The following is a 20792-nucleotide window of genomic DNA, read 5'->3' on the forward strand; positions in this document are numbered from 1 at the left end:
CTGCCGCTCTACGGAGGACCTCATGAAAAAACAAATCCTGTCACTCGCATTGGCCGCCGGGCTGCTGGCATCGGGGCCGGTACAGGCCAATGAGAAACTGACCTTGCTGCTCGACTGGTTCATCAATCCGGATCACGCGCCGCTGGTAACTGCGCAGACCAAGGGTTTCTTCGAGGCAGAAGGCCTCGAGGTTGAGATCATCGAACCGGCGGACCCGGCAATGCCGCCGAAACTGGTTGCTGCCGGGCAGGGCGATATCGCGGTGTCCTATCAGCCGACGCTTCATGCGCAAATCGAGGAAGAGCTGCCGCTGAAATGGATCGGTACGCTGGTGGAAACGCCCCTCAATTCGCTCATCGTGCTCAAGGACGGCCCGATACAGGAACTGAAAGACCTCAAGGGCAAGAGTGTCGGCTTTTCCGTGTCCGGCTTCGAGGACGCGATGCTGGGCCAGATGCTGCGTTCGGCCGGTCTGACCATGGATGATGTCGAACTGGTGAATGTCAATTTCGCGTTGTCAGGCTCTCTGCTTGCCGGTCAGGTTGATGCGGTGATCGGCGCATATCGCAATTTCGAGCTCACCCAGCTCGAAATCGAAGGCAAACCCGGCAAGGCCTTCTTCCCCGAAGAAAACGGTGTGCCGATCTTTGATGAGCTGATCTATGTCGTCAACAAGGACAAGACGGACGATCCACGCTTCGCCAAGTTCCTGGCAGCCGTGGAAGCGGCCACCATCTATCTGAGCAATCACCCGGAAGAAGCCTGGAATGCCTTCATAGAAGCGTATCCGAACCTCAATGACGAGCTGAACAGGCGTGCATGGTTCGATACGTTGCCGCGGTTCGCCAAGCGTCCGGCTGCACTTGATGAAGGCCGCTACCAGCGCTTTGCAGAGTTCATGGCCGAAGCCGGTCTGATCAGCAAGGTCGTGCCGGTGGAGAGCTACACGGCCGAAATCCGCTGAGAGGTTGAAGGAACGTTGCCAAGGACAAGACGGCGCTGGAGCCAGTCTCCAGCGCTTCTGACCACCGGCAAAGAAGCTCCCTCTCTCCGTCGTCACCCCGGCCAAGCGTTGCGCGAGCCGGGGCCGGGAAGGCGGAAGCCTCTGTGAGTGTCTGTGGTTTTCAGACGATGGCTTCCGGGCTCTCCGATCCCGGATCTTCGCTGCGCTGCGTCCGGGATGACACCGGGAAGGACTTTCAAACAAAAGAAAAGCGCTGGAGCCTGGGCTCCAGCGCTTTTTTGTTTTTTCCAGGTTCGGCTATCTCAGGCCGTGGGCTGGTCCATGGTGCGGGCGCTGTTGCGCACGGCTTTCTGAACCTTTTCGAAGGCGCGAACCTCGATCTGGCGGACGCGCTCGCGGCTGACACCGAATTCGCCCGAAAGGTCTTCCAGCGTCATCGGGTCTTCGGCCAGGCGGCGTGCTTCAAAGATGCGCCGTTCGCGCTCGTTGAGCACGTCCATCGCGTCGTTCAGCATCTTGCGACGCATGTCCAGCTCTTCCTGATTGGCAAGCAGGGTTTCCTGACTGTCGCTTTCATCGACAAGCCAGTCCTGCCATTCACCGGCATCAGCTTCCGCGCGCACGGGCGCATTCAGGCTGGCATCGCCGCCCAGACGGCGGTTCATGGACACCACTTCCTCCTCGGACACCCCGAGTTTGGTGGCAATCTCAGAGACCTGATGCGGCTTCAGATCGCCTTCGTCCAGCGCCTGGATCTTGCCCTTGAGGCGACGCAGGTTGAAGAACAGGCGTTTCTGGTTGGCCGTGGTCCCCATTTTCACGAGGGACCATGAGCGCAGGATGTATTCCTGGATAGCCGCCTTGATCCACCACATGGCATAGGTCGCGAGCCGGAACCCCTTGTCCGGTTCAAAGCGCTTGACCGCTTGCATCAGGCCGACGTTGCCTTCGGAAACGACTTCTCCGATCGGCAGGCCGTACCCGCGGTAACCCATGGCAATCTTGGCGACGAGGCGTAGATGGGAATTGACTAGGCGTTCTGCAGCTTCAGGGTCTTCATGCTCTTTGTAGCGCTTGGCGAGCATGTACTCTTCCTGCGGCTGAAGCATCGGAAACTTGCGGATCTCGTCCAGATACCGGCTGAGACCGCCTTCCCCTGCTGTAAGCGTCGGAACGTTCTGGGCCATATCATGCACCCCCTTTCGTCAAGTTTGCGACCCCTTCCTCCCGCTGCCCCGCAGTGATACGCAAGCAAGCCATTTTTGAGGGAAGGCGGACGCACAATAGTGTCCGTACAGGCACACAAGAGCTTCTAATATAGGTCCAAATTGGCCGATTGCATGGTCAGAAAACGAAAACGCATCCTAAAATTTTTGTAATCCGGACAAAAGATTTGCGAAATCATCCGGGTAAGGGCTCTCAAAGCGCAAGGTTTTACCATTTGCCGGGTGTTCGAAAGCCAGCAGGCCGGCATGCAGGGCTTGCCTGTGAAAACCGTTCACGAGGCTTTTGAGCGGCTCATCCAGACGGTTTGCCTTGGTCTTGAAACCCGACCCGTAATCATCGTCTCCGATCAGCGGATGACCAATGTGGGCCATGTGCACGCGGATCTGGTGGGTGCGTCCGGTTTCAAGACGGCATTCCAGCAGCGAGGCGAGCGCAGGCTGTTCGGCATTGCCGAAGCGCTCCTTCACCTGCCAGTGGGTAATGGCGTGACGGCCGGAAGTCTTGACGACGGCAATCTTCTGACGGTTTGCCTGTGAGCGGGCCAGATTGGCGTTGATCGTGCCTTTCAGGCCGGAGGGTGCTCCCCAGACCAGAGCCGAGTAGGCGCGTTCCAGCGGTCCGGTGCGGCCGTGGTCGGCAAACTGGGCTGCAAGGCCCTTGTGGGCCTGGTCGGTCTTGGCAACGACAAGCAGTCCGGAGGTATCCTTGTCGATCCGGTGAACGATGCCGGGGCGCTTCACGCCGCCGATGCCGGAAAGGCTGTCACCGCAATGATGGATGAGTGCATTGACGAGGGTGCCGGTCCAGTTGCCGGCGCCAGGATGGACGACAAGCCCGGCCGGTTTGTCGACCACGATAAGGTGTTCGTCCTCAAAGACGACCGAGACGGGGATGTCCTCGCCCTTGGGCTCCGGGTCTTCTGCCTGCGGCAAAGTGAGGATCAGGGCATCGCCTTCATTGACCCGGTATTTCGGCTCCACTATTTTCGCGCCGCCGACGGTGACGTCCCCGGACTTGATCAGGGACTGGATCCTGTTGCGGCTAAGGGCTTCCAGATGAGCCGCCAGCACCGCATCCAGCCGTTTCCCGGCATCGGCTGCATCAACTGTTAAACTGAAATCCTGGTCCAGACCGGCCGGATACTCGAGGGAATTGTCTGTCATGTCACAACCTGATTATCGGGATGAGGGGCCGGGTGAAAAGCCGCTTGATCCTGCGGCCGAACGCATCCAGGCCAAACTGAAGCGTTTGTTGCTCGGCTCGTCCCTCGTCATGATCGCCGGCTTTATCGCTGTCTTTGCAGCAATTCTCTACAAGATCAACTCCAATAAGTCCGATGTTTCCGCCGATCAATATGCCGCAACAGTGGCAGTTGGCGCCGACGCGGAAATTTTGCAAGCGAACCTTTCGAACGGTCTCTTGCTGGTTCTGGTGCGTGAAGGCAGCAAGACGGCTCTGCTGCGCTTCGATCCCGTCACGGGCAAGCAACTGGGCCGCACGGATTTTGTGGCGCGCTGACGTAGCGTCGCGCGTACGGCGCGCGGTTATGAACAGGCATGTGACAGAAAAATGAAAATTAGGGCTTGCGTCTTTTGTCATGCAGCCGTATACGCACGGTCCTCGGCTTGAGGCACTGAGCTTCTCAAGCCCCGCGCGCCCATCGTCTAGCGGTCTAGGACGCCGCCCTTTCACGGCGGAAACACGGGTTCGAGTCCCGTTGGGCGTGCCATTTTTCCCCAAGGCACAAACAGCATATCCACATCCTGCGCACAGGGTTCTCCACCCGTTTGTGCACCGGTTGCACGTCGTGGTGTGTTCGATCAGCCGGCAGTGCTGTCTTCCTGCTGGCCGGTTTCGATCAGCTCGACTTCCGCGTCTTGCGCAATCTGCGCGAAGTCTGGCGAGGGGCAATAATCCGTCACGAAAGTTGTGACCTGTCGCAGGTGTCCGACACGGACCGGTGCAGTGCGCTCGAACTTGGTGCTGTCGGCGGCCAGAATGACGTGCCTGGCGTTGTCCATGATGGTCTTGGTGACTTTCACTTCCCGGTAGTCGTAATCGAGCAGGGAGCCATCCGGATCGATCGCTGAAGCGCCGATGACCGCGAAATCCACCTTGAACTGGCGCATGAAGTCCACCGCGGCCTCGCCGACAATGCCGCCGTCGGAATGGCGCAACACGCCACCGGCAATCACCACCTCGATCTGGGAATAGCCGCGCATCAGGCTGGCGACGTTGATGTTGTTGGTGATCACCATCAGGCCGCGATGCTGGAGCAGCGCCTGTGCGACGGCTTCCGTGGTGGTGCCGATGTTGATGAAGATGGACGCGTTGTCGGGAATGAGCGAGGCAACCTTCTCGCCGATGTCCGCCTTTTCCCTGCTGGAGATGATCCTGCGGGCCTCGTAGCCGACATTTTCGATGCCGGACGACAGCAGGGCCCCGCCATGGGTCCGCGCCAGCAGGCGCCGGTCGCAAAGCTCGTTGAGGTCCTTGCGGATCGTCTGCGGGCTGACATCAAATCGCCGGGCGAGATCGTCGACGCTGACGCGGCCCATCTGCCGTGCGAGTTCGAGAATGGCGTTGTGGCGTTCGATCAACATGTACGGCAGACTCATCCTGTGCATGACGGGCTGGCTGCGTTCCTGCATCTGCAAACGGAAATGCGGGCGAGGAGCAACAGTGCGTCAGGTTCGTTCAATTTTCGGACGAATGTCCATCGGACTAGATGACCGGAGCGACCTGCTCAGATCAAGCCACATCTTTCTTTTTTTGTTTCGTGGCTTTCGTTTTCCGGTCGCTGTCTTGCGCGGCGCCGGTGCTTGCCGGCTTTGTTTCTGCCTCCGCCTCCGGCTTGGCCTTGTTCCGGCTGGAGGCAACGATCCTGCTTACCAGCGCTTCAGCCGCGTTGGCGATATCGCCGGATCTTGATTGTGCTTGTGCCGTGCCCTGGTCCGCGTCTGCCTGCAGGTTTTCCTTGGAGGATGCCTCAGGCCGGTTGCGGTCTTCCGGAGGGCTGTCCTTGGTCTGAAGAGAAACCGGGACGAAAGGCGGTGCCGGCTTTGCGGGAGCGCCTGCGGTAGAAGAATTGACGGCTGCAGGCGCCTGTCCGGTCAGTTTTTCGGCAAGGGCGCGGAAATCGCGGCGCAGATCCACGAGAGCTGGAACCGAGGACAGGTCCTTCTGCAGCTTTGCCATCTGGGCGGTGATCCGCTGAAGCGCACGGTCTTTTTCAGCAGCGTCGGCCTGGTAGCGGGCGGCTTCGCCGGAAAGCTTTTCCAGCTCGGCATCAAGATGTTTCTGGCGCTCGTTTTCCGGGAGCCTGGCTGCGTCCAGCATCAGCGACAGACGGGTGACTTCAGCCTGTGCGGATACATAGTTGGATTCCGTGTCTACCAATTGGGCTTCCAGTTCGGCGAGCCTTGTCTTGGCGGTTTCGCTGCGCGCAGCATCCATCTGGCCTGCAACTGTCGGCTCATACCGGGCCAGCTTGGCTTTCAAAGTGGCAACTTCCGCTTCAAGTCCGGTGATTGTGGCAAGTGCCATGGTGCCGGACGCCGGCAACCAGCCGCTGTCGTCTTCTGCCGGTTCTTCCGGCTTCGCCTCGGCAGGCGTGTCTTCGGGGCCTTTTGTCCAGCTTTCCGCAAGAGCCCGTTCGGCTTCCGACAGCTTCTTTTTCAGGGAGGTCACTTCGGACGACAGCATGTCGACTGCGTGCTGATCACTCGCCTGGGCGGCGACCTTGGCTTCCAGGCCGGAAATCGTTTCCTTGTGAGATTTCGTCAGCGCTTCAACTTCCGCCCGCATCCGCGTGGTTTCGAGCTGAAACTTCGCAGCCTTCTCACGCTCGTTGTCGAGACGCTTCTCGACACGGCGCAATTCTACCGCATGGCGCGCACGTTCCTGGTCCTGTGCAGCGCGGACTTCGGCGTAACTGGTCGGATTGACGGCGCGCAGGGCTTCTTCGGTCAGGCGGGCGGCCCGGCGATAAAATGCGGGCAGGATTGCCAGTCCGATCAGGCCGGCGGTGCAAAACCCCAGCGCCACATACATCGCTGCTTCAATCAAGTCCGGCTCCCGGTTACGTTCTAAAAAACGCCCACAACTCCATCATTAGACGACAGTAGGCCTGCCGCCAAGTGTCCTGCGTGGAACGAATGCAACCCGTCTTCGTCGCCAGGTTGCAACAGCCGCCTTCCCGGTCCGGTCAGAACGGGTTCCAGGTCGGCTTGTCGGTGAACTTCAGGTATCCCATGTTCAGCCCGAGACGGGCGCCGACACCGGCGCGCACAGGCACGAGCACGATCTCGTTGTTCAAGAGCACGGTCATGCCGACCCCGCCGACCAGGTAAGCCGATCCGTTGACACCGGCAAAGCGGGTGTAGAGGGAGTTCACGGTGGGCAGGTTATAGACCAGCATCATCACCCGGGCACCATCCGCGCCAAAGTCCCAGCCAACGGACGGGCCTTGCCAGAACAGCTTGTGAGTGCCGGCGTTGCGTGTGTAGAGGTTGCCTTCGCCATAGCGGGCACCGGCGATGAGCGCGCCGGAGCCTTCTTCACCGAGCACGTAACCGTTCGGTTCGCCGTAGCTGGAGAAGGCCTTCTCGACGACTGATGCAAGCCCACCCGAAACAGAGCCGAAGAACTGATGGCCTGCCTGCAGGATTTCGTCCTGGTCGTAGGTCTGTCCAGACGGAATGGGCTCGTTGCCGGAATTCTGGGAAAACGCCGGGCTGGAAAACGCAAATGCACACAAGGCCAGGAACGCAGCCGATATCAGGGATACAACTCGCCGGGAACTTTGTGCCATTCGATATTCTCCCAAAATCTGTTGGCCGCGCCGATTGTTGCCGCTCGGTCAGACCGCAATGTTAAACTGATGCAATATCATGCTGATTCGCATGAGATGGTGCACCTTACATAAGCCGAATCAATGGAAAGCTGGCCTCAAAAAAAGACAAGGTTATGTCTTTGTGCTGTATTGATCCTGCTCTCCTGTCTTTTTGCGGGGAAAGTCTTCGCGCGTCCCCAGGTTTTCGTTCCCGATCCGATTACGGGATACGCGCTCGGCGGACATGATCCGGTGAGCTATTTCGTCGATGGTTACCCGCGCAAGGGAAAGCGGAACCATGTGCACAAATGGGGTGGCACGGAATGGATCTTCGTCAATGAAGGCAATCTTGCCGCCTTCAAGCGGGATCCCGAAGCCTATGCACCGCTGTTTGCCGGCTGCGGCGGGTATGCGTTGTCCGAAGGCTTTGGCACGGCGGGCAGTCCGTTCATCTATGCCATTGTCGACAGACGGCTGGTCTTTTTCCATTCGGTGGTCAACCGGTTCCTGTTCGTCGTCAACGGCAGCCAGCTGATGACGGCGGCTCACGACAATGCCGAACGGGTTGGCTGCGTGCCGATGCGGTAGGCGGTTACCCGGTTAAACTGCTCCCGGACGCCGGAAAAGGCGGATTTCGGGGCAAACTTTCATCTGGATGACACAGTTTGCTGCCCGCCGCTGCCTTGGCAGCCGCTGTGCGGATGTGTAACTCTTGCAACCACTATGTCGAATCAGTTTCCGCCGCCTCCTCAAGAAGAGCCTCAAAACGCCATGTCTGCACTAAAAGAGCTTTCCTCTCTTGATCTTGCCGCCCTGGTGGCCAGCCGCGTCTGCCACGACATCATTTCTCCCGTCGGCGCGATAACCAACGGGTTGGAAGTGCTGGACGAGGAGGGGTCGGAGGACATGCGCGAATTCGCCATGGACCTCATCCGCAAGAGCGCGCGGCAGGCATCTGCAAAACTGCAGTTTGCCCGTCTTGCATTTGGCGCTGCAGGCTCGGCAGGTGCGGAGATCGACCTGGGCGATGCTCAGGTCGTTGCCACCGGGTTCATGGAAAACGAAAAATCCGATCTAAATTGGCAATTGACCCGGCACCTGATGCCGAAGAACTACGTAAAACTACTTCTCAACTTGATCCTTATCGCCAACCAGTGCGTTCCGCGCGGTGGAGAAATCAAGGTTGAAATGGAAGGCGACCCACAATCTCCGTCCTTCACGCTTCAGGCCAGCGGTCTCAATCCGCGCATTCCGCTCGGAATGAAGGAAACTCTGAGCGGAGAAGAGCCTGAACGGGTCGATGCGCACTCGGTTCAGCCGATCTACACGTTGCTGCTCGCCCGTGAATGCGGCATGGTATTAACCATAGATAAACAAGAAGAGTTGGTAAAAATAACGGCCCTCTTGGCAGAATAACCAAGGCCTTCAAAAGTCTCCATCCGCTTCAGCGTATCTTAACTGTTTGCCGTCAACCTAGCTCTCATGGACTTCTCGGTCCAGACGTCCCTTTTGGGATGCGGAACCAGTAACAAGTCGGGTGAGAGCAGGCCATGGACGACCTCCTCAGGGAATTCATTACCGAGACCAACGAAAGTCTCGATGTTGTTGACGTTGAGCTCGTAAAATTCGAGCAGGAACCGAACAACGCGACTATCCTAGATAATATTTTCCGCCTGGTGCACACGATCAAGGGCACCTGTGGCTTCCTGGGTCTTCCCCGTCTTGAAGGTATCGCGCATGCGGCTGAAACCCTCATGGGCAAGTTCCGCGATGGCGCTCCAGTCACGCAAGAGGCCGTTTCCCTCATTCTGACCTCGATCGACCAGATCAAGGACATTCTGGGTGAACTGGAAGCTGCCGAAGGCGAAGAGCCGCAAGGCGACGACAGTGAGCTGATCGGCCAGCTGGAAGAGATGTCCGCGAAAGCTGACGCTGCCATGAAGGGTGGCGCAGCCGTCAAGGAAGATCCTGTGGCTGAAGCCGTAGCGGCAGAGCCGGAAGCGCCTGCCGAAGAAGCTGCTGCCGAGCAAGCTCTTGAGCGTCCGCTCCGTCCCGGCGAAGTGTCGCTGGACGAACTGGAGCGCGCGTTCCGCGAAACCGAAGTTGAAGTCGAAGTCGCCGAGCCGGAAGTTCCGGAACTCGAAGAGATCGTCGACGAAGCCGATGAGCCAGAGCCTGCTCCCGTTGCGATCAAGGCCGAAGCCAAGGCGGCTGCGAAAGCTCCGGCGAAAAAGGCTGGCGGCGAAGGCGGCGAGAAGAAATCCTCCGGTGGCGGTGTTTCCAACCAGAGCATCCGCGTTGCGGTCGACACGCTCGAGCACCTGATGACCATGGTGTCCGAACTGGTGCTGACCCGGAACCAGCTTCTGGAAATCGTGCGCCGCCATGAAGACAGCGAATTCAAGGTGCCGCTGCAGCGCCTGTCGAATGTAACTGCCGAACTGCAGGAAGGCGTCATGGCGACGCGCATGCAGCCGATCGGCAATGCCTGGCAGAAACTGCCGCGCATCGTTCGCGATCTCAGCCAGGAACTTGAAAAGCCGATCGAACTGGAAATGATCGGTGCGGATACCGAACTGGACCGCCAGGTTCTCGAGATGATCAAGGACCCGCTCACGCACATGGTCCGCAACTCGGCCGACCATGGTCTTGAGCGCCCGGAAGAGCGCCGCTCCGCAGGCAAGCCTGAAAAGGGTACCATTACCCTGGCGGCCTATCATGAAGGCGGCCACATCATCATCGAAGTTCGCGATGACGGTAAGGGCATCGACGTCGACAAGGTGAAGGCGAAGGTCGTGGAACGCGGCCTGGCGTCGGAAGCCGAAGTCGACAAGATGACGGACGCCCAGATCCACAAGTTCATCTTCGCAGCCGGGTTCTCCACGGCCGCAAAGGTCACGAGCGTGTCCGGCCGCGGCGTCGGCATGGATGTCGTTCGCAACAACATCGAACTGATCGGCGGTACAGTCGACCTGCGCTCTACCCAGGGCAAGGGTTCGAGCTTCATCATCAAGATCCCGCTGACGCTTGCCATTGTTTCGACGCTGATCGTCGAAGCCGGCGGCGACCGGTTCGCCATCCCGCAGCTTTCCGTTGTCGAACTGGTCCGCGTGCAGACCAATTCGGAACACCGTATAGAGCGGATCAAGGACACCCCGGTCCTGCGCTTGCGCAACAAGCTGCTGCCGCTGGTGCACCTGTCCCAGCTCCTCGGTATCTATGAGGGCGAAAACGCGGACGAGGCGATTGATGCGGACAACGGCTTCATCGTTGTCATGCAGGTCGGTAGCCAGACATTCGGCGTGGTTGTCGACGGTGTCTTCCATACGGAGGAAATCGTGGTCAAGCCGATGTCGACGATGCTGCGCAACCTCGGCATGTTCTCCGGCAACACCATCCTGGGCGACGGTTCCGTGATCATGATCATCGACCCGAACGGCATCGCCGGTGCCATGGCAAGCCATGCATCCAGCGCGGTCACCGAGAACCAGGAAGACGAACGGGAAGACCTGCAGAGCCGTGCGGTTTCCGGCCAGAGCTCGATCTCGCTTCTGCTGTTCCGTGCCGGTGCGCCGGAACCGAAAGCCGTGCCGCTGTCGCTGGTCACGCGCCTGGAGGAATTCGAGGTCTCCAAGATCGAACGGTCAAACGGCCGCGATCTGGTCCAGTACCGCGGTGCGCTCATGCCGCTCGTCTATCTGAACGAAGGCGACAGCCACAAGTCGGAAGGCACGCAGCCGATGCTGGTGTTCTCCGATGCGGGTCGCTCCATGGGCCTCGTGGTCGACGAGATCGTCGACATCGTCGAGGACCGCATGAACATCGAAGTCGGTTCGGAACGTCCGGGCATTCTCGGCTCTGCCGTGGTGAAGGAACGTGCGACCGAGATCATCGACCTCGGCTACTACCTGCCGCAGGCCTTTGAAGACTGGTTCATGCGCAAGGAAATGGACATCGAGGCGCTGACGAAGAAGGTTCTCTTCGTGGATGACTCGTCCTTCTTCCGCAACATGCTGACACCGGTTCTGAAGGCGGCCGGCTACGATGTGACCACCTGTACCGGTCCGCATCAGGCGTTCGAACTTCTGGAAAACGGCGACAAGTTCCATGCGATCGTCAGTGATATCGAAATGCCGGAAATCAACGGCTTCGAGTTCTGTGAATCGCTGCGCCGCGATCCCCGGTTCCGCAACATCCCGATCCTGGCCCTGTCGTCCATGGTGACGCCGGCCTCGATCGAACGCGGCCGCCAGGCGGGCTTTGACGACTATGTCGCCAAATTCGACCGTCCAGGTCTGATCGCCGCCCTGAAAGACGTCTTCTCCGGTGAAATGGGAGCTGCAGCATGAGTGTGCTGGAACACAAACTGACCGCGGAGCAAAAAGCCGCAAGTGACATGATCCAGTATGTGACCGTGGTCATCGGCGGCCAGCTGTTCGGCCTGCCCATTTCCCAGGTTCACGACGTGTTCGTGCCGGAAAGCGTAACTCGCGTGCCGATGTCCGCACCCGAGGTTCAGGGCGTCCTGAACCTGCGTGGACGCATCGTCACCGCAATCAACATGCGCCGCCGCCTTCACTTGCCTCCGCTGAAGGAAGGGCAGATGATGGCTGTGGGCATCGAGTACAAGCAGGAAAGCTACGGCCTCGTCATCGACACGGTTGGTGAGGTGCTGACGCTGCCGTCCGCCTCTGCAGAGCCCAACCCGTCTAACCTGGATCGCCGTTGGGCCGAGATCTCCGGAGGCGTCCATCGCCTGGACGGCCGCCTGATGGTCATTCTGGATGTCGACCGTCTGCTTGGTGCGATGTTCACCGAACCCATGGCTGCAGCATAACTGGGCCGCAATGGCCATTGAGTGGAGTTACGCCTGATGAAACAGTGCCTCGTAGTAGATGACTCAAGCGTCATCCGGAAGGTGGCTCGCCGCATTCTCGAGGATATGAATTTCGAGATTACGGAAGCGGAAGACGGCCAGAAGGCGCTTGACGAATGCCGCAAGACCATGCCGGACGCGATCCTGCTGGACTGGAACATGCCCGTCATGGACGGACTTGAGTTCCTGACCAGCCTGCGTGCGGAAGAAGGCGGAGAAAACCCGATCGTCGTATTCTGCACGACCGAAAACGATGTTGCTCACATCGCCCGCGCCATCCGCGCCGGTGCAAACGAGTACATCATGAAACCGTTCGACCGCGAAATCGTGGAAGCCAAGTTTCAGGAAGTCGGTCTTATCTAGTTTCGAGTTGGGCAGTCTAAATGGCGTTTGCGCAAAGAAGCATAACTGCGGGCACGAGTCCGGGCAGCGACCCCATCAAAGTCATGGTCGTAGATGACGCTGTCGTCATCCGCGGACTCCTGACACGCTGGCTCGGTGAAGACAAAAGTCTGAAAGTCGTCAGCTCGCATCGCAACGGCAAGCTTGCTGTAGAAGATATCGAAAAAAGCAATCCGGACGTCGTCGTTCTCGACATCGAGATGCCGGAAATGGACGGCATGACGGCCTTGCCGCTCATGCTGGCGAAGAAGCGCGATCTCGTCGTGATCATGGCTTCGACGCTGACCCGCCGCAACGCGGAAATCAGCTTGAAGGCCCTGTCGCTCGGCGCGGCCGACTATGTGCCGAAGCCGGAATCGACTTCCGAGGTCACGACGTCCATCGATTTTCGCCGCGAGCTGATCGAGAAGGTCAAGGCTCTGGGGGCACGTGCATTGCGCATGCGCGGTCCTGCGCGCACCATGCGTGCAGAAACCAGCGCCGGCCGCACCGCGCAGCCGGTCAGACCGATTTCCGCGCGTCCGGCAACGGATACGCGGGCGACCTTTCGCGGAGCTGCTCAACCGGCGGGAGCTGCTGCCGGTGCAGTGAAGTACCAGACACGTCCGTACTCTTCCGCGCGTCCGCGCATCCTTGCGATCGGTTCCTCGACGGGCGGTCCGCAGGCATTGCAGGAAGTCATGCGCGAAGTCGGTACGGCCATGAACGATGTGCCGGTGGTCATCACCCAGCATATGCCGCCAACCTTCACTGCCATTCTGGCCGAGCACATGGGCAAGGCTGCCCTGCGCCCGTCCAAGGAAGGTGAAGATGGCGAAGTGCTGAAACCCGGCAATATCTATGTCGCGCCTGGTGGCAAGCACATGATCGTGGAAAAGGACGGCGGCGTTGCCAAGATCCGGCTGACCGACGGTCCTCCCGTGAATTTCTGCAAGCCTGCCGTCGATCCCCTGTTCGACAGCGTTGCGAAAGTATTCGGTTCGGCAAGCCTGGGTGTCATCCTGACCGGTATGGGTCATGACGGCGCAGAAGGCGTCAAGACCATTGCAGCAGGCGGCGGCAGCGTGATTACGCAGGACGAAGCCACAAGCGTGGTCTGGGGCATGCCGGGCGCAGCTGCACAAACGGGCGTCTGCAGCGAAATTCTACCCTTGAAGGAGATCGGCCCGAAGATCTCGCGCGTTCTGAAGGGGAACACGAGATGACCCCGAGCGAGTTCGAGTTTCTGAAAAACTTCCTGAAGACCCGCTCCGGCCTGGTTCTGTCCAACGACAAGCAATACCTGGTCGAAAGCCGTCTTCTGCCGATCGCACGCAGCTCCAAGCTGGAAACACTCAGTGCGGTGATCCAGCAGCTTCAGCGCGGTACCAACAGAGCGCTGGAAACGGACGTCGTCGAGGCGATGACGACCAACGAGTCGTTCTTCTTTCGCGACAAGACACCGTTCGAGCACTTCAAGGACACGATGCTGCCGGCGCTGCTGGAAAGCCGCGCGACACGCAAGCAGATCAAGATCTGGTGTGCGGCTGCCTCGACCGGGCAGGAGCCTTATTCCCTGGGCATCTGCCTGAAGGAAGACGCGGCCAAGATGGCTGGCTGGCGAACCCGGATCCTGGGTACGGACCTCTCCAACGAAGTGCTGGAAAAGGCCAAGACGGGCCTCTACAGCCAGTTCGAGGTTCAGCGCGGTCTGCCGATCCAGATGCTGCTGAAATACTTCGAGCAGAAGGGTGACATGTGGCAGATCAATGCCGGCATGCGTGCCATGATCGAATGGAAGAAGCTGAACCTGCTGGAAAGCTTCACCCATCTGGGCGAGTTCGACATCATTTTCTGCCGCAACGTGCTGATCTACTTCGATCAGGCAACCAAGACGGAAATCCTCGGCCGGTTGGCGAAATCCCTGCCGGATGACGGTTATCTCGTTCTCGGTGCCGCGGAAACCGTGGTCGGTCTGACGGATGCCTTCAAGCCGGTACCCGGCAAGCGAGGCCTCTTCCAGAAGAAACAGGCTGCACAGGCCGCGACCGGCACGGCAGCAACGCCGCGCCTGGCCGTGGGCGCTGGAGCAGGTCTGGGTCTGCAGCGTTAAACCTGCGTCCCTTCTTCAGCACGGTTTGGACATTTCGGTTCAAGTTCAAAGGCGGCCTCTGGCCGCCTTTTTCATTCGCTGCACCGTGAAGGAAACCTGTCAGGGCAGCTGTCTGTTGCGAGTGAGCAAGTTTTTGAAATTCATTTCGTTCGGTCGCTCTCGTGAAGTTTATCCGGCTGGCGGCGAACAGCACTTGTCTGCATCTCCATCCATTCCATTTTCTCGATCGTAAGCTTTGCGTCCTGCCGGGCACTCGGGGTGTTCGACTGCGGGACTGTTTTCATGAATCGGAATTGCAGGGAGTGGGAATATGACCGAGATAAAAGTTGAACTCACACGTCGCGCGGCGCTTCTGGGAGCAGGTGGTGCGCTTGCCGGGGCAAGTCTTGCCGGAACCAACGTTGTCCATGCGGCTGCAGAAAAGCAGGCCTCTGTGCCGGCGCCGGTTGCCCGCTATTCCGTAGGCGGGTTCGAGGTGACCACTCTGCACGACGGTGCAGTCTCCCTGACCGAACCGCAGAAGACCTTCGCCATGAATGTGGACGCGGATACATTTTCTGCGACCAATGCCGATAACTTCCTGCCCAACGACAGTTTCCAGATCAGTTTTACGCCAACGCTCGTGAACACGGGCAGCGAACTGATCCTGTTCGACACCGGCAATGGCGAAGGTGCCCGGCCAGGCCGCGGCAAGATGCGCGCCGCGCTGGAAAATGCCGGATACACGCCGGAGCAGGTTGACGTGGTGGTGCTGACGCACATGCATCCCGACCACGTCAGCGGTCTGATGGAAGGCGGCGCGCCGACCTTTGCCAATGCCCGCTATGTGACCGGGCAGAGGGAATATGACTTCTGGGCGGCAATGGATGCCGAAGCCAATGGGGTGACCAAGCTGATGGCGAGCCACGTCAAACCGTTGGCGGAGAAAATGACTTTCCTCGATGACGGCGGCAGCGTAGTGACAGGTGTCACCGCGATGGCTGCTGCAGGTCATACCCCCGGTCACATGATCTACATGCTTGAAAGCGACGGCAAACAGCTTGCCATAACGGCGGATACCGCCAACCACTACGTCTGGTCCCTGGCGCATCCCGAATGGGAAGTGCGCTTCGACATGGACAAGGAAGGTGCCGCGGCCACGCGCAAGACCGTCTTCGGCATGCTGGCCGCCGACAAGATCCCGTTCGTGGGCTATCACATGCCGTTCCCGGCGGTCGGCTACGTGGAGACCAACGACAGCGGCTTCCGTTATGTCCCTGCGTCTTATCAGCTGCAGCTCTGATCCTGCCATCGCAAGTGCGGAAAGGCCGGCGGCAACGCCGGCTTTTTTGTATTCGCCGGACAGTTACGAGTTTTCGTCTGGTAGTGAAAATGTCATAAACGTGTGAAAGCCTACTTCTTGTTACTTCAGGTTGAGGTGCGCATGTCAGACCATATCTACCAGGCCATTTGGAACGAAGATGCCGACCGATTCAGCGTCAGCACGCGCAACGTGGATGGCGACTGGACGGACATGACAGCCGACATTCTGCTGGACGAGCAGGTGAAGGCCAAAGGGTCTCGCCAGATCGACCTGGCGGCGAACCCGCTCTTTGCCCGGGTCGATTTCGACAAGATGGCGGCGAGCGATCTGTACCAGACTTTCATCCGGCTTCTGGACAACTACGCGGTCCACTTTCGCGATCCGGAAACCATTTCGCCTGCCGAGCGAGACGAGATCGAAGGGTTTCTCGATCTGGTGATTGCAAGTCGGCCGATGCAGATCGCCTTCGAGCATATTTCTGCAGAGCTTGTCAGGGACATGACCACTGAAACCTTCCGGCAGGATCTGTTCCGAATGTGGTTCGAGGTCTACACCAACTTCTTCCGGGGCAAGTCGACCCACTTCTGCACCGGCTTCGAGCATGTTTTTGTCGGCGAGGGCAAATACAAGAAAGGGGCGAATTCCGCCTCGGAGAAGGGCGAAATCTCCGGTTATCACTCCTGGGTGAAATTCGCGCTCGATGAGCTCAACAACCGGGTCGACTACCTTGGCTACAAATACGATCTCGGAGGTCCTGGACCGGAAAATCCCCATGTCGTGACGCTTCAGATGGTCTGGAACCACCAGGACATGACCGGCAACCTTGTCGCTGAGCTCTTCAAGAGCAAGGGTGGATTTTTTGTCGGCAGCAGTCCTGCGTGCGAATTCGCGCTCGGCACGCTTGCCTATTACGAAGGCCTGCACGGCTTGCTCACCAACCAGAAGAAGCGCGTTCAGCTCGGTGAGGGCAAGTTCGATCTGGTGATGTATCACGAGACCACGGCTGATGGCTCGCTGGGACAGCACATCCGCTCATTCTACCCTGTGTTCCTTGGCGACGGCAGCACCCGCACAGACGATTCTGGGAATGTGGTCGTGCGTCCAAGAACCGTTGAAATGCAGAATGACGGTCCGCTTCGCATTCTTTCGGCCCTGCCGAACCCGCCGGGGGATGACCAGGGCACGGAATGGGTGGAGATCTGGAATGCCGGTGCAGCGGACATCGACCTCACGGGCTACGAACTGCGGGACAAGATGGGCCGGCCGCAGCCGGTGGAGGCGGTGGTTCTGATTGCAGGAGCCGTTTTGAAGGTGTCGGTGACGCGGGCGACGGTCCATCACATGCAGATGTCGAACCGGAAGGGGTTGATTACCCTGCATGACAGTTCCGGCGAGATGCTGGCGTCAGTCAATTACGGGCAGGCGGCAGAGGGGGCTGTGCTGACCTTTGCCGAGCGTGCGGTTGGCTAGATCAGCTTTGGCACATCCAACCATCAGCAACAAAAAGCCCCGGCAGTGCCGGGGCTTTTAAAACGTCAACGTCTGATGCTGGATCAGGCGGCTGCTTCGACGTCCGGCTCGCGCAGAACGTAACCTCGGCCCCACACCGTTTCGATGTAGTTCTTGCCGGAGGTTGCAGCTGCCAGCTTCTTGCGAAGCTTACAGATAAACACGTCGATGATCTTCAGTTCCGGCTCGTCCATGCCGCCATAGAGATGGTTCAAGAACATCTCCTTGGTGAGCGTCGTTCCCTTGCGCAGGGAGAGAAGCTCCAGCATCTGGTATTCCTTGCCGGTCAGATGGACGCGCTGGCCGCCGACTTCGACGGTTTTGGTGTCCAGGTTGACCTTCAGGTCGCCAGTGACGATGACCGATTGTGCGTGCCCCTTGGAGCGGCGGACGATTGCGTGGATACGCGCGACCAGCTCGTCCTTGTGGAACGGCTTGGTCATGTAATCGTCGGCGCCGAAGCCGAGGCCGCGAACCTTGTCTTCGATACCCGCGTTACCGGAAAGGATCAGGATCGGTGTCTTGACCTTGGAAACGCGTAGTGTCCGGAGAACCTCGTAACCGGACATGTCCGGCAGGTTCAAATCCAACATAATGATGTCGTAATCGTACAGTTTGCCGAGGTCGATGCCTTCCTCGCCAAGATCTGTCGTGTAGACGTTGAAGTTCTCGGACTTCAGCATCAGCTCGATGCTCTGCGCCGTGGCGCTGTCATCCTCAATCAACAATACACGCATGCCAATCCCCTTGTTCTGCCTTTCCTGGGCAAGTCGCAACGGCTCTGTCGGTGCCTGCTACGAAGGACTGATGTTAACCCCGACTCAAAGCTATCGGTTAATGGTTAACAAAATATGATTCGTAACGGCAAGCTCTGGAGAGAGGAAACTGTGAACAACACTCAACTTATTGAATCCCCAGAAAAAATTCGGATTCACAAATCTTAATGTTGAACTTTAAGAACCGGCGCTAACCGATTCCGTTCAGATTCCTTTCAACAAAGCCGTTTTGACTTCGAAATGGCTCTCGCTTGTCAGCCTTCCAAAGGTTAAGATTAACCAGAGTCGTAAACGATCGGTTACCAAAACCGTTAACGAGGGAAGGAATCTTACGTGAAGGCGCTTTTCGCCGAGATTGATTCGCTCATGCCGACCGAAATTTATGGCCGGGTGACTGCGGTTCAGGGACTTCTCGTCGAGATTGCGGGCCCTATTCACGAAATGAGTGTCGGCTCGAGATTGTTGATCGACAACGGTGAGGATAACCCGAAAGTGCCCGCAGAGGTTGTGGGATTTCGTGAAGGACACGCACTTTGCATGCCTTTTTCCGGGCTCGAAGGCGTGCGAATGGGTTGCAAAGCCGTGATTCAATCGCGTGACAGCGTGGTTCATCCGGCAAACGCCTGGCTTGGCCGAGTGATTAACGCACTTGGTGAACCGATTGATGGTAAAGGAAATCTTGTTCATGGCGGAGTGCCTCGCAAATTGCGAAGTTCGCCTCCGCCGGCCTCCGAACGTAAACGAGTTGGACCGCCCCTGGATCTCGGCGTTCGCGCACTTAATACATTCGTAACCTGTTGCGAGGGGCAGCGAATGGGCATTTTTGCCGGCTCCGGCGTCGGCAAGTCCGTGCTGATGTCCATGCTGGCGCGCAATACAAAGTGTGATGTCGCGGTCATCGGCCTTATCGGCGAACGCGGTCGAGAGGTTCAGGAGTTCATCGAGGACGATCTGGGCGATTCGGGACTGGAGCGCTCCGTGGTCGTGGTCGCGACCTCAGATGAAAGCGTTCTGATGCGGCGGCAGGCCGCCTATCTGACCATGACTGTTGCCGAACATTTCCGCGATGAAGGCAAGAACGTGCTGTGCATGATGGACTCGGTAACGCGATTCGCCATGGCACAGCGCGAAATCGGCTTGTCGATCGGCGAGCCGCCGACCTCCAAGGGCTATACGCCGACTGTCTTCACCGAATTACCGCGACTTCTGGAGCGGGCCGGCCCCGGCAAGGAGAACAGCGGATCGATCACCGGCCTTTTCACTGTTCTTGTGGAAGGTGACAATCACAACGAGCCTGTGGCCGACGCGGTGCGCGGTATTCTCGATGGCCACGTGGTGATGGAACGCGGCATTGCCGAGCGTGGCCGTTATCCGGCAATCAATGTGCTGAAATCCGTGTCACGAACCATGCCGCGCTGCGTGCCGCCGGAACAGCTCCCGGTTCTGCGCAGGGCCCGACAGCTTCTGTCGACCTATACGGACATGGAAGAATTGATCCGGCTGGGCGCATACCGGAAGGGGTCCGACCCGACGGTGGACGAAGCCATCTACAGGTTCGACATGATCGACGAATTCCTGAATCAGGGAAAAGACGAAGCGACATCACTTTCTGACGGGTATGAGCAACTTGCCAACCTTTTGGAAATGACTCAGGGGTAGACTGCCCGTGTTAGGGGAGTATTGAGTAATGAAAACCCGAGACAGTTTGATCCGTTTGAAGCGGTTTCAGGTTGACGAGAAACGACGACAGCTTGCTCAGATCGAGAGCATGATCGCCGAGTTCAACCGTATGGCCGATGAACTCGATGACCAGATCCGGTCGGAGCAGGAGCGGGTCGGTATTACGGATGTCACGCATTTTGCCTATCCGACGTTTGCCAAGGCCGCAGCGGACCGTCGCGACAACCTGCGCAATTCCGCGCATGAACTGGACGACCAGCTGCAACGTGCCCAGGACGAGCTCAGCGAGGCGATCGAGGAGCTGAAGAAGTTCGAGCAGCTGGAAGAGCGCGACCAGCAGCGCGAGCGCACAGCCCAGGAACTGGCGGAGCAGGATCAGCTCGACGAAGTTGCTGCGCGGGCTCGAGGCCGATAACGGCTTACTGAACTCCCCTGGAAGCAGCCGGTCTCCGAATGGGGGCTGGCAGGGCTTGATATACGTTCTTATATTCCTGATCGTTGCTCGCGGCGGTCAGGTTTTGTGCTTTCCGATCCGGGTGATATAGGAATTGGTGCTCCTCCCGGTGTTGCCGGGCGCAGGTGCCGCTACAAGTTTACGCGATAGCCAGGGTACGGCAGTTTCAATGCGATTTTTTCTGGCTTTGCTGCTTCCCGTTTCCACTTTCTCGTTCGCTCTTGGACTGACGCAGCCGCTCATGCGGTTCGAGCGCCTCTATTTTCTGGAAGACCGACCGACGCTGATCGAAATGGTGACCAGCCTCTATCACGAGGGCGATGCGGTTCTTGCCGCGATCGTGGCGCTGTTTTCGATCGGGTTCCCTGCGCTGAAGATCCTTCTGATCCATGTGGCCGTGCTCAGTGGCGCCAAGACGCGTTCGCTTGCGCTCCTGTCGATGGTCAGCAAGTGGTCGATGCTGGATGTCATGCTGGTGGCGCTGGTGCTTTTTGCCGCCAAGACAAGCGGACTGGCGGCAGCCGCCATTTTGCCGGGCCTCTGGTTCTACGCGGCCGCGACCCTGTCGACGGCAATCGCCGCGACGCTTTGTTCCAAAAGCTGAATTCTCGGAAAACGCGGACTGGAAAAAGCGCTGACAAGGTTGCGCTTCGAAAAGTCGGTTGGCGCGAAGCA

20 protein-coding genes and 1 tRNA gene are annotated in these 20792 nt (G+C 58.7%); 15 read left to right on the top strand and 6 right to left on the bottom strand.

The genetic code is table 11. The annotated features are described in order from the left end of the window. Positions 1 to 22 precede the first annotated feature (22 nt). Entirely contained in the window at positions 23 to 964 is a 942-nt protein-coding gene (locus FIV05_RS10945; RefSeq protein WP_152509565.1) for an ABC transporter substrate-binding protein, read from the top strand. Between the two features lie 302 nt (positions 965 to 1266). Here the strand turns inward: FIV05_RS10945 and rpoH are convergent, their stop codons facing one another. Further along, a complete protein-coding gene (rpoH, locus tag FIV05_RS10950) occupies positions 1267 to 2151 on the bottom strand; it encodes an RNA polymerase sigma factor RpoH (protein WP_062487082.1) in 885 nt (294 codons plus the stop codon). A 177-nt stretch (positions 2152 to 2328) separates the two neighbouring features. After that, positions 2329 to 3354, bottom strand: a complete 1026-nt coding sequence (locus FIV05_RS10955) for an RluA family pseudouridine synthase (protein ID WP_152509566.1) — start codon at positions 3352 to 3354, stop codon at positions 2329 to 2331. On the opposite strand from FIV05_RS10955, the gene FIV05_RS10960 reads away from it, so the two are divergent. Next, a complete protein-coding gene (locus tag FIV05_RS10960; RefSeq protein WP_152509567.1) occupies positions 3353 to 3709 on the top strand; it encodes a hypothetical protein in 357 nt (118 codons plus the stop codon). The two genes, FIV05_RS10955 and FIV05_RS10960, sit on opposite strands and share 2 nt — an antisense overlap. Positions 3710 to 3844: 135 nt before the next feature. Beyond that, positions 3845 to 3920 (top strand) — tRNA-Glu (locus tag FIV05_RS10965). A 91-nt stretch (positions 3921 to 4011) separates the two neighbouring features. Here the strand turns inward: FIV05_RS10965 and FIV05_RS10970 are convergent. The 3 genes from FIV05_RS10970 to FIV05_RS10980 all read right to left on the bottom strand — a co-directional run bounded on the left by FIV05_RS10970 (position 4012) and on the right by FIV05_RS10980 (position 7004). Then, entirely contained in the window at positions 4012 to 4794 is a 783-nt protein-coding gene (locus FIV05_RS10970; protein WP_055661274.1) for a DeoR/GlpR family DNA-binding transcription regulator, read from the bottom strand. A 148-nt stretch (positions 4795 to 4942) separates the two neighbouring features. After that, a complete protein-coding gene (locus FIV05_RS10975; protein ID WP_209009934.1) occupies positions 4943 to 6259 on the bottom strand; it encodes a hypothetical protein in 1317 nt (438 codons plus the stop codon). Between the two features lie 139 nt (positions 6260 to 6398). After that, positions 6399 to 7004: a DUF1134 domain-containing protein gene (locus FIV05_RS10980; RefSeq protein ID WP_173013824.1), complete on the bottom strand. Its 606-nt coding sequence runs from the start codon at positions 7002 to 7004 to the stop codon at positions 6399 to 6401. Positions 7005 to 7277: 273 nt separating this feature from the next. Here FIV05_RS10980 and FIV05_RS10985 point away from each other — a divergent pair, with 273 nt between their 5' ends. The 9 genes from FIV05_RS10985 (at position 7278) to FIV05_RS11025 (ending at position 17168) form a co-directional block, all read left to right on the top strand. Further along, positions 7278 to 7613: a hypothetical protein gene (locus FIV05_RS10985; RefSeq protein WP_209009935.1), complete on the top strand. Its 336-nt coding sequence runs from the start codon at positions 7278 to 7280 to the stop codon at positions 7611 to 7613. A 183-nt stretch (positions 7614 to 7796) separates the two neighbouring features. Further along, entirely contained in the window at positions 7797 to 8441 is a 645-nt protein-coding gene (chpT, locus tag FIV05_RS10990; protein ID WP_023003413.1) for a histidine phosphotransferase ChpT, read from the top strand. Between the two features lie 134 nt (positions 8442 to 8575). Further along, positions 8576 to 11374, top strand: a complete 2799-nt coding sequence (locus FIV05_RS10995) for a chemotaxis protein CheW (RefSeq protein WP_152509568.1) — start codon at positions 8576 to 8578, stop codon at positions 11372 to 11374. Continuing rightward, on the top strand, positions 11371 to 11862 hold the full coding sequence (locus tag FIV05_RS11000) for a chemotaxis protein CheW (RefSeq protein WP_023003411.1): 492 nt from the start codon (positions 11371 to 11373) through the stop codon (positions 11860 to 11862). Before FIV05_RS10995 ends, FIV05_RS11000 begins: the two co-directional genes overlap by 4 nt. Positions 11863 to 11898: 36 nt before the next feature. Beyond that, on the top strand, positions 11899 to 12264 hold the full coding sequence (locus FIV05_RS11005) for a response regulator (protein WP_031270504.1): 366 nt from the start codon (positions 11899 to 11901) through the stop codon (positions 12262 to 12264). 20 nt (positions 12265 to 12284) lie between these two features. Next, on the top strand, positions 12285 to 13508 hold the full coding sequence (locus FIV05_RS11010; RefSeq protein WP_023003409.1) for a chemotaxis response regulator protein-glutamate methylesterase: 1224 nt from the start codon (positions 12285 to 12287) through the stop codon (positions 13506 to 13508). Then, a complete protein-coding gene (locus FIV05_RS11015; protein ID WP_023003408.1) occupies positions 13505 to 14395 on the top strand; it encodes a protein-glutamate O-methyltransferase CheR in 891 nt (296 codons plus the stop codon). Before FIV05_RS11010 ends, FIV05_RS11015 begins: the two co-directional genes overlap by 4 nt. A 310-nt stretch (positions 14396 to 14705) precedes the next feature. Continuing rightward, on the top strand, positions 14706 to 15677 hold the full coding sequence (locus tag FIV05_RS11020) for an MBL fold metallo-hydrolase (protein WP_152509569.1): 972 nt from the start codon (positions 14706 to 14708) through the stop codon (positions 15675 to 15677). A 141-nt stretch (positions 15678 to 15818) separates the two neighbouring features. Further along, positions 15819 to 17168: a lamin tail domain-containing protein gene (locus FIV05_RS11025; RefSeq protein WP_152509570.1), complete on the top strand. Its 1350-nt coding sequence runs from the start codon at positions 15819 to 15821 to the stop codon at positions 17166 to 17168. 83 nt (positions 17169 to 17251) lie between these two features. Here the strand turns inward: FIV05_RS11025 and ctrA are convergent, their stop codons facing one another. Beyond that, positions 17252 to 17944: a response regulator transcription factor CtrA gene (ctrA, locus tag FIV05_RS11030; protein ID WP_031270498.1), complete on the bottom strand. Its 693-nt coding sequence runs from the start codon at positions 17942 to 17944 to the stop codon at positions 17252 to 17254. Positions 17945 to 18349: 405 nt separating this feature from the next. Here ctrA and fliI point away from each other — a divergent pair, with 405 nt between their 5' ends. The 3 genes from fliI to FIV05_RS11045 all read left to right on the top strand — a co-directional run bounded on the left by fliI (position 18350) and on the right by FIV05_RS11045 (position 20721). Beyond that, a complete protein-coding gene (gene fliI / locus FIV05_RS11035; RefSeq protein WP_229005925.1) occupies positions 18350 to 19642 on the top strand; it encodes a flagellar protein export ATPase FliI in 1293 nt (430 codons plus the stop codon). A 28-nt stretch (positions 19643 to 19670) separates the two neighbouring features. Further along, positions 19671 to 20078, top strand: coding sequence for a flagellar export protein FliJ (fliJ, locus tag FIV05_RS11040; RefSeq protein WP_023003403.1), 408 nt, complete (start codon positions 19671 to 19673; stop codon positions 20076 to 20078). Between the two features lie 208 nt (positions 20079 to 20286). Continuing rightward, positions 20287 to 20721, top strand: a complete 435-nt coding sequence (locus tag FIV05_RS11045; RefSeq protein ID WP_055661214.1) for a paraquat-inducible protein A — start codon at positions 20287 to 20289, stop codon at positions 20719 to 20721. Positions 20722 to 20792 lie beyond the last annotated feature (71 nt).

Origin of the sequence: Labrenzia sp. THAF191a (assembly GCF_009363335.1) — a bacterium.
GTDB lineage: Bacteria > Pseudomonadota > Alphaproteobacteria > Rhizobiales > Stappiaceae > Roseibium > Roseibium algicola.

Excerpts from the sequence above, each read along its gene's own strand:
- FIV05_RS10945 (WP_152509565.1), top strand. The coding sequence starts at position 23 with ATGAAAAAACAAATCCTGTCACTCGCATTGGCCGCCGGGCTGCTGGCA.
- rpoH (WP_062487082.1), bottom strand. The coding sequence starts at position 2,151 with ATGGCCCAGAACGTTCCGACGCTTACAGCAGGGGAAGGCGGTCTCAGC.
- FIV05_RS10960 (WP_152509567.1), top strand. The coding sequence starts at position 3,353 with ATGTCACAACCTGATTATCGGGATGAGGGGCCGGGTGAAAAGCCGCTT.
- FIV05_RS10955 (WP_152509566.1), bottom strand. The coding sequence starts at position 3,354 with ATGACAGACAATTCCCTCGAGTATCCGGCCGGTCTGGACCAGGATTTC.
- FIV05_RS10970 (WP_055661274.1), bottom strand. The coding sequence starts at position 4,794 with ATGTTGATCGAACGCCACAACGCCATTCTCGAACTCGCACGGCAGATG.
- FIV05_RS10980 (WP_173013824.1), bottom strand. The coding sequence starts at position 7,004 with ATGGCACAAAGTTCCCGGCGAGTTGTATCCCTGATATCGGCTGCGTTC.
- chpT (WP_023003413.1), top strand. The coding sequence starts at position 7,797 with ATGTCTGCACTAAAAGAGCTTTCCTCTCTTGATCTTGCCGCCCTGGTG.
- FIV05_RS10995 (WP_152509568.1), top strand. The coding sequence starts at position 8,576 with ATGGACGACCTCCTCAGGGAATTCATTACCGAGACCAACGAAAGTCTC.
- FIV05_RS11000 (WP_023003411.1), top strand. The coding sequence starts at position 11,371 with ATGAGTGTGCTGGAACACAAACTGACCGCGGAGCAAAAAGCCGCAAGT.
- FIV05_RS11005 (WP_031270504.1), top strand. The coding sequence starts at position 11,899 with ATGAAACAGTGCCTCGTAGTAGATGACTCAAGCGTCATCCGGAAGGTG.
- FIV05_RS11010 (WP_023003409.1), top strand. The coding sequence starts at position 12,285 with ATGGCGTTTGCGCAAAGAAGCATAACTGCGGGCACGAGTCCGGGCAGC.
- FIV05_RS11015 (WP_023003408.1), top strand. The coding sequence starts at position 13,505 with ATGACCCCGAGCGAGTTCGAGTTTCTGAAAAACTTCCTGAAGACCCGC.
- FIV05_RS11020 (WP_152509569.1), top strand. The coding sequence starts at position 14,706 with ATGACCGAGATAAAAGTTGAACTCACACGTCGCGCGGCGCTTCTGGGA.
- FIV05_RS11025 (WP_152509570.1), top strand. The coding sequence starts at position 15,819 with ATGTCAGACCATATCTACCAGGCCATTTGGAACGAAGATGCCGACCGA.
- ctrA (WP_031270498.1), bottom strand. The coding sequence starts at position 17,944 with ATGCGTGTATTGTTGATTGAGGATGACAGCGCCACGGCGCAGAGCATC.
- fliI (WP_229005925.1), top strand. The coding sequence starts at position 18,350 with ATGCCGACCGAAATTTATGGCCGGGTGACTGCGGTTCAGGGACTTCTC.
- fliJ (WP_023003403.1), top strand. The coding sequence starts at position 19,671 with ATGAAAACCCGAGACAGTTTGATCCGTTTGAAGCGGTTTCAGGTTGAC.
- FIV05_RS11045 (WP_055661214.1), top strand. The coding sequence starts at position 20,287 with ATGCGATTTTTTCTGGCTTTGCTGCTTCCCGTTTCCACTTTCTCGTTC.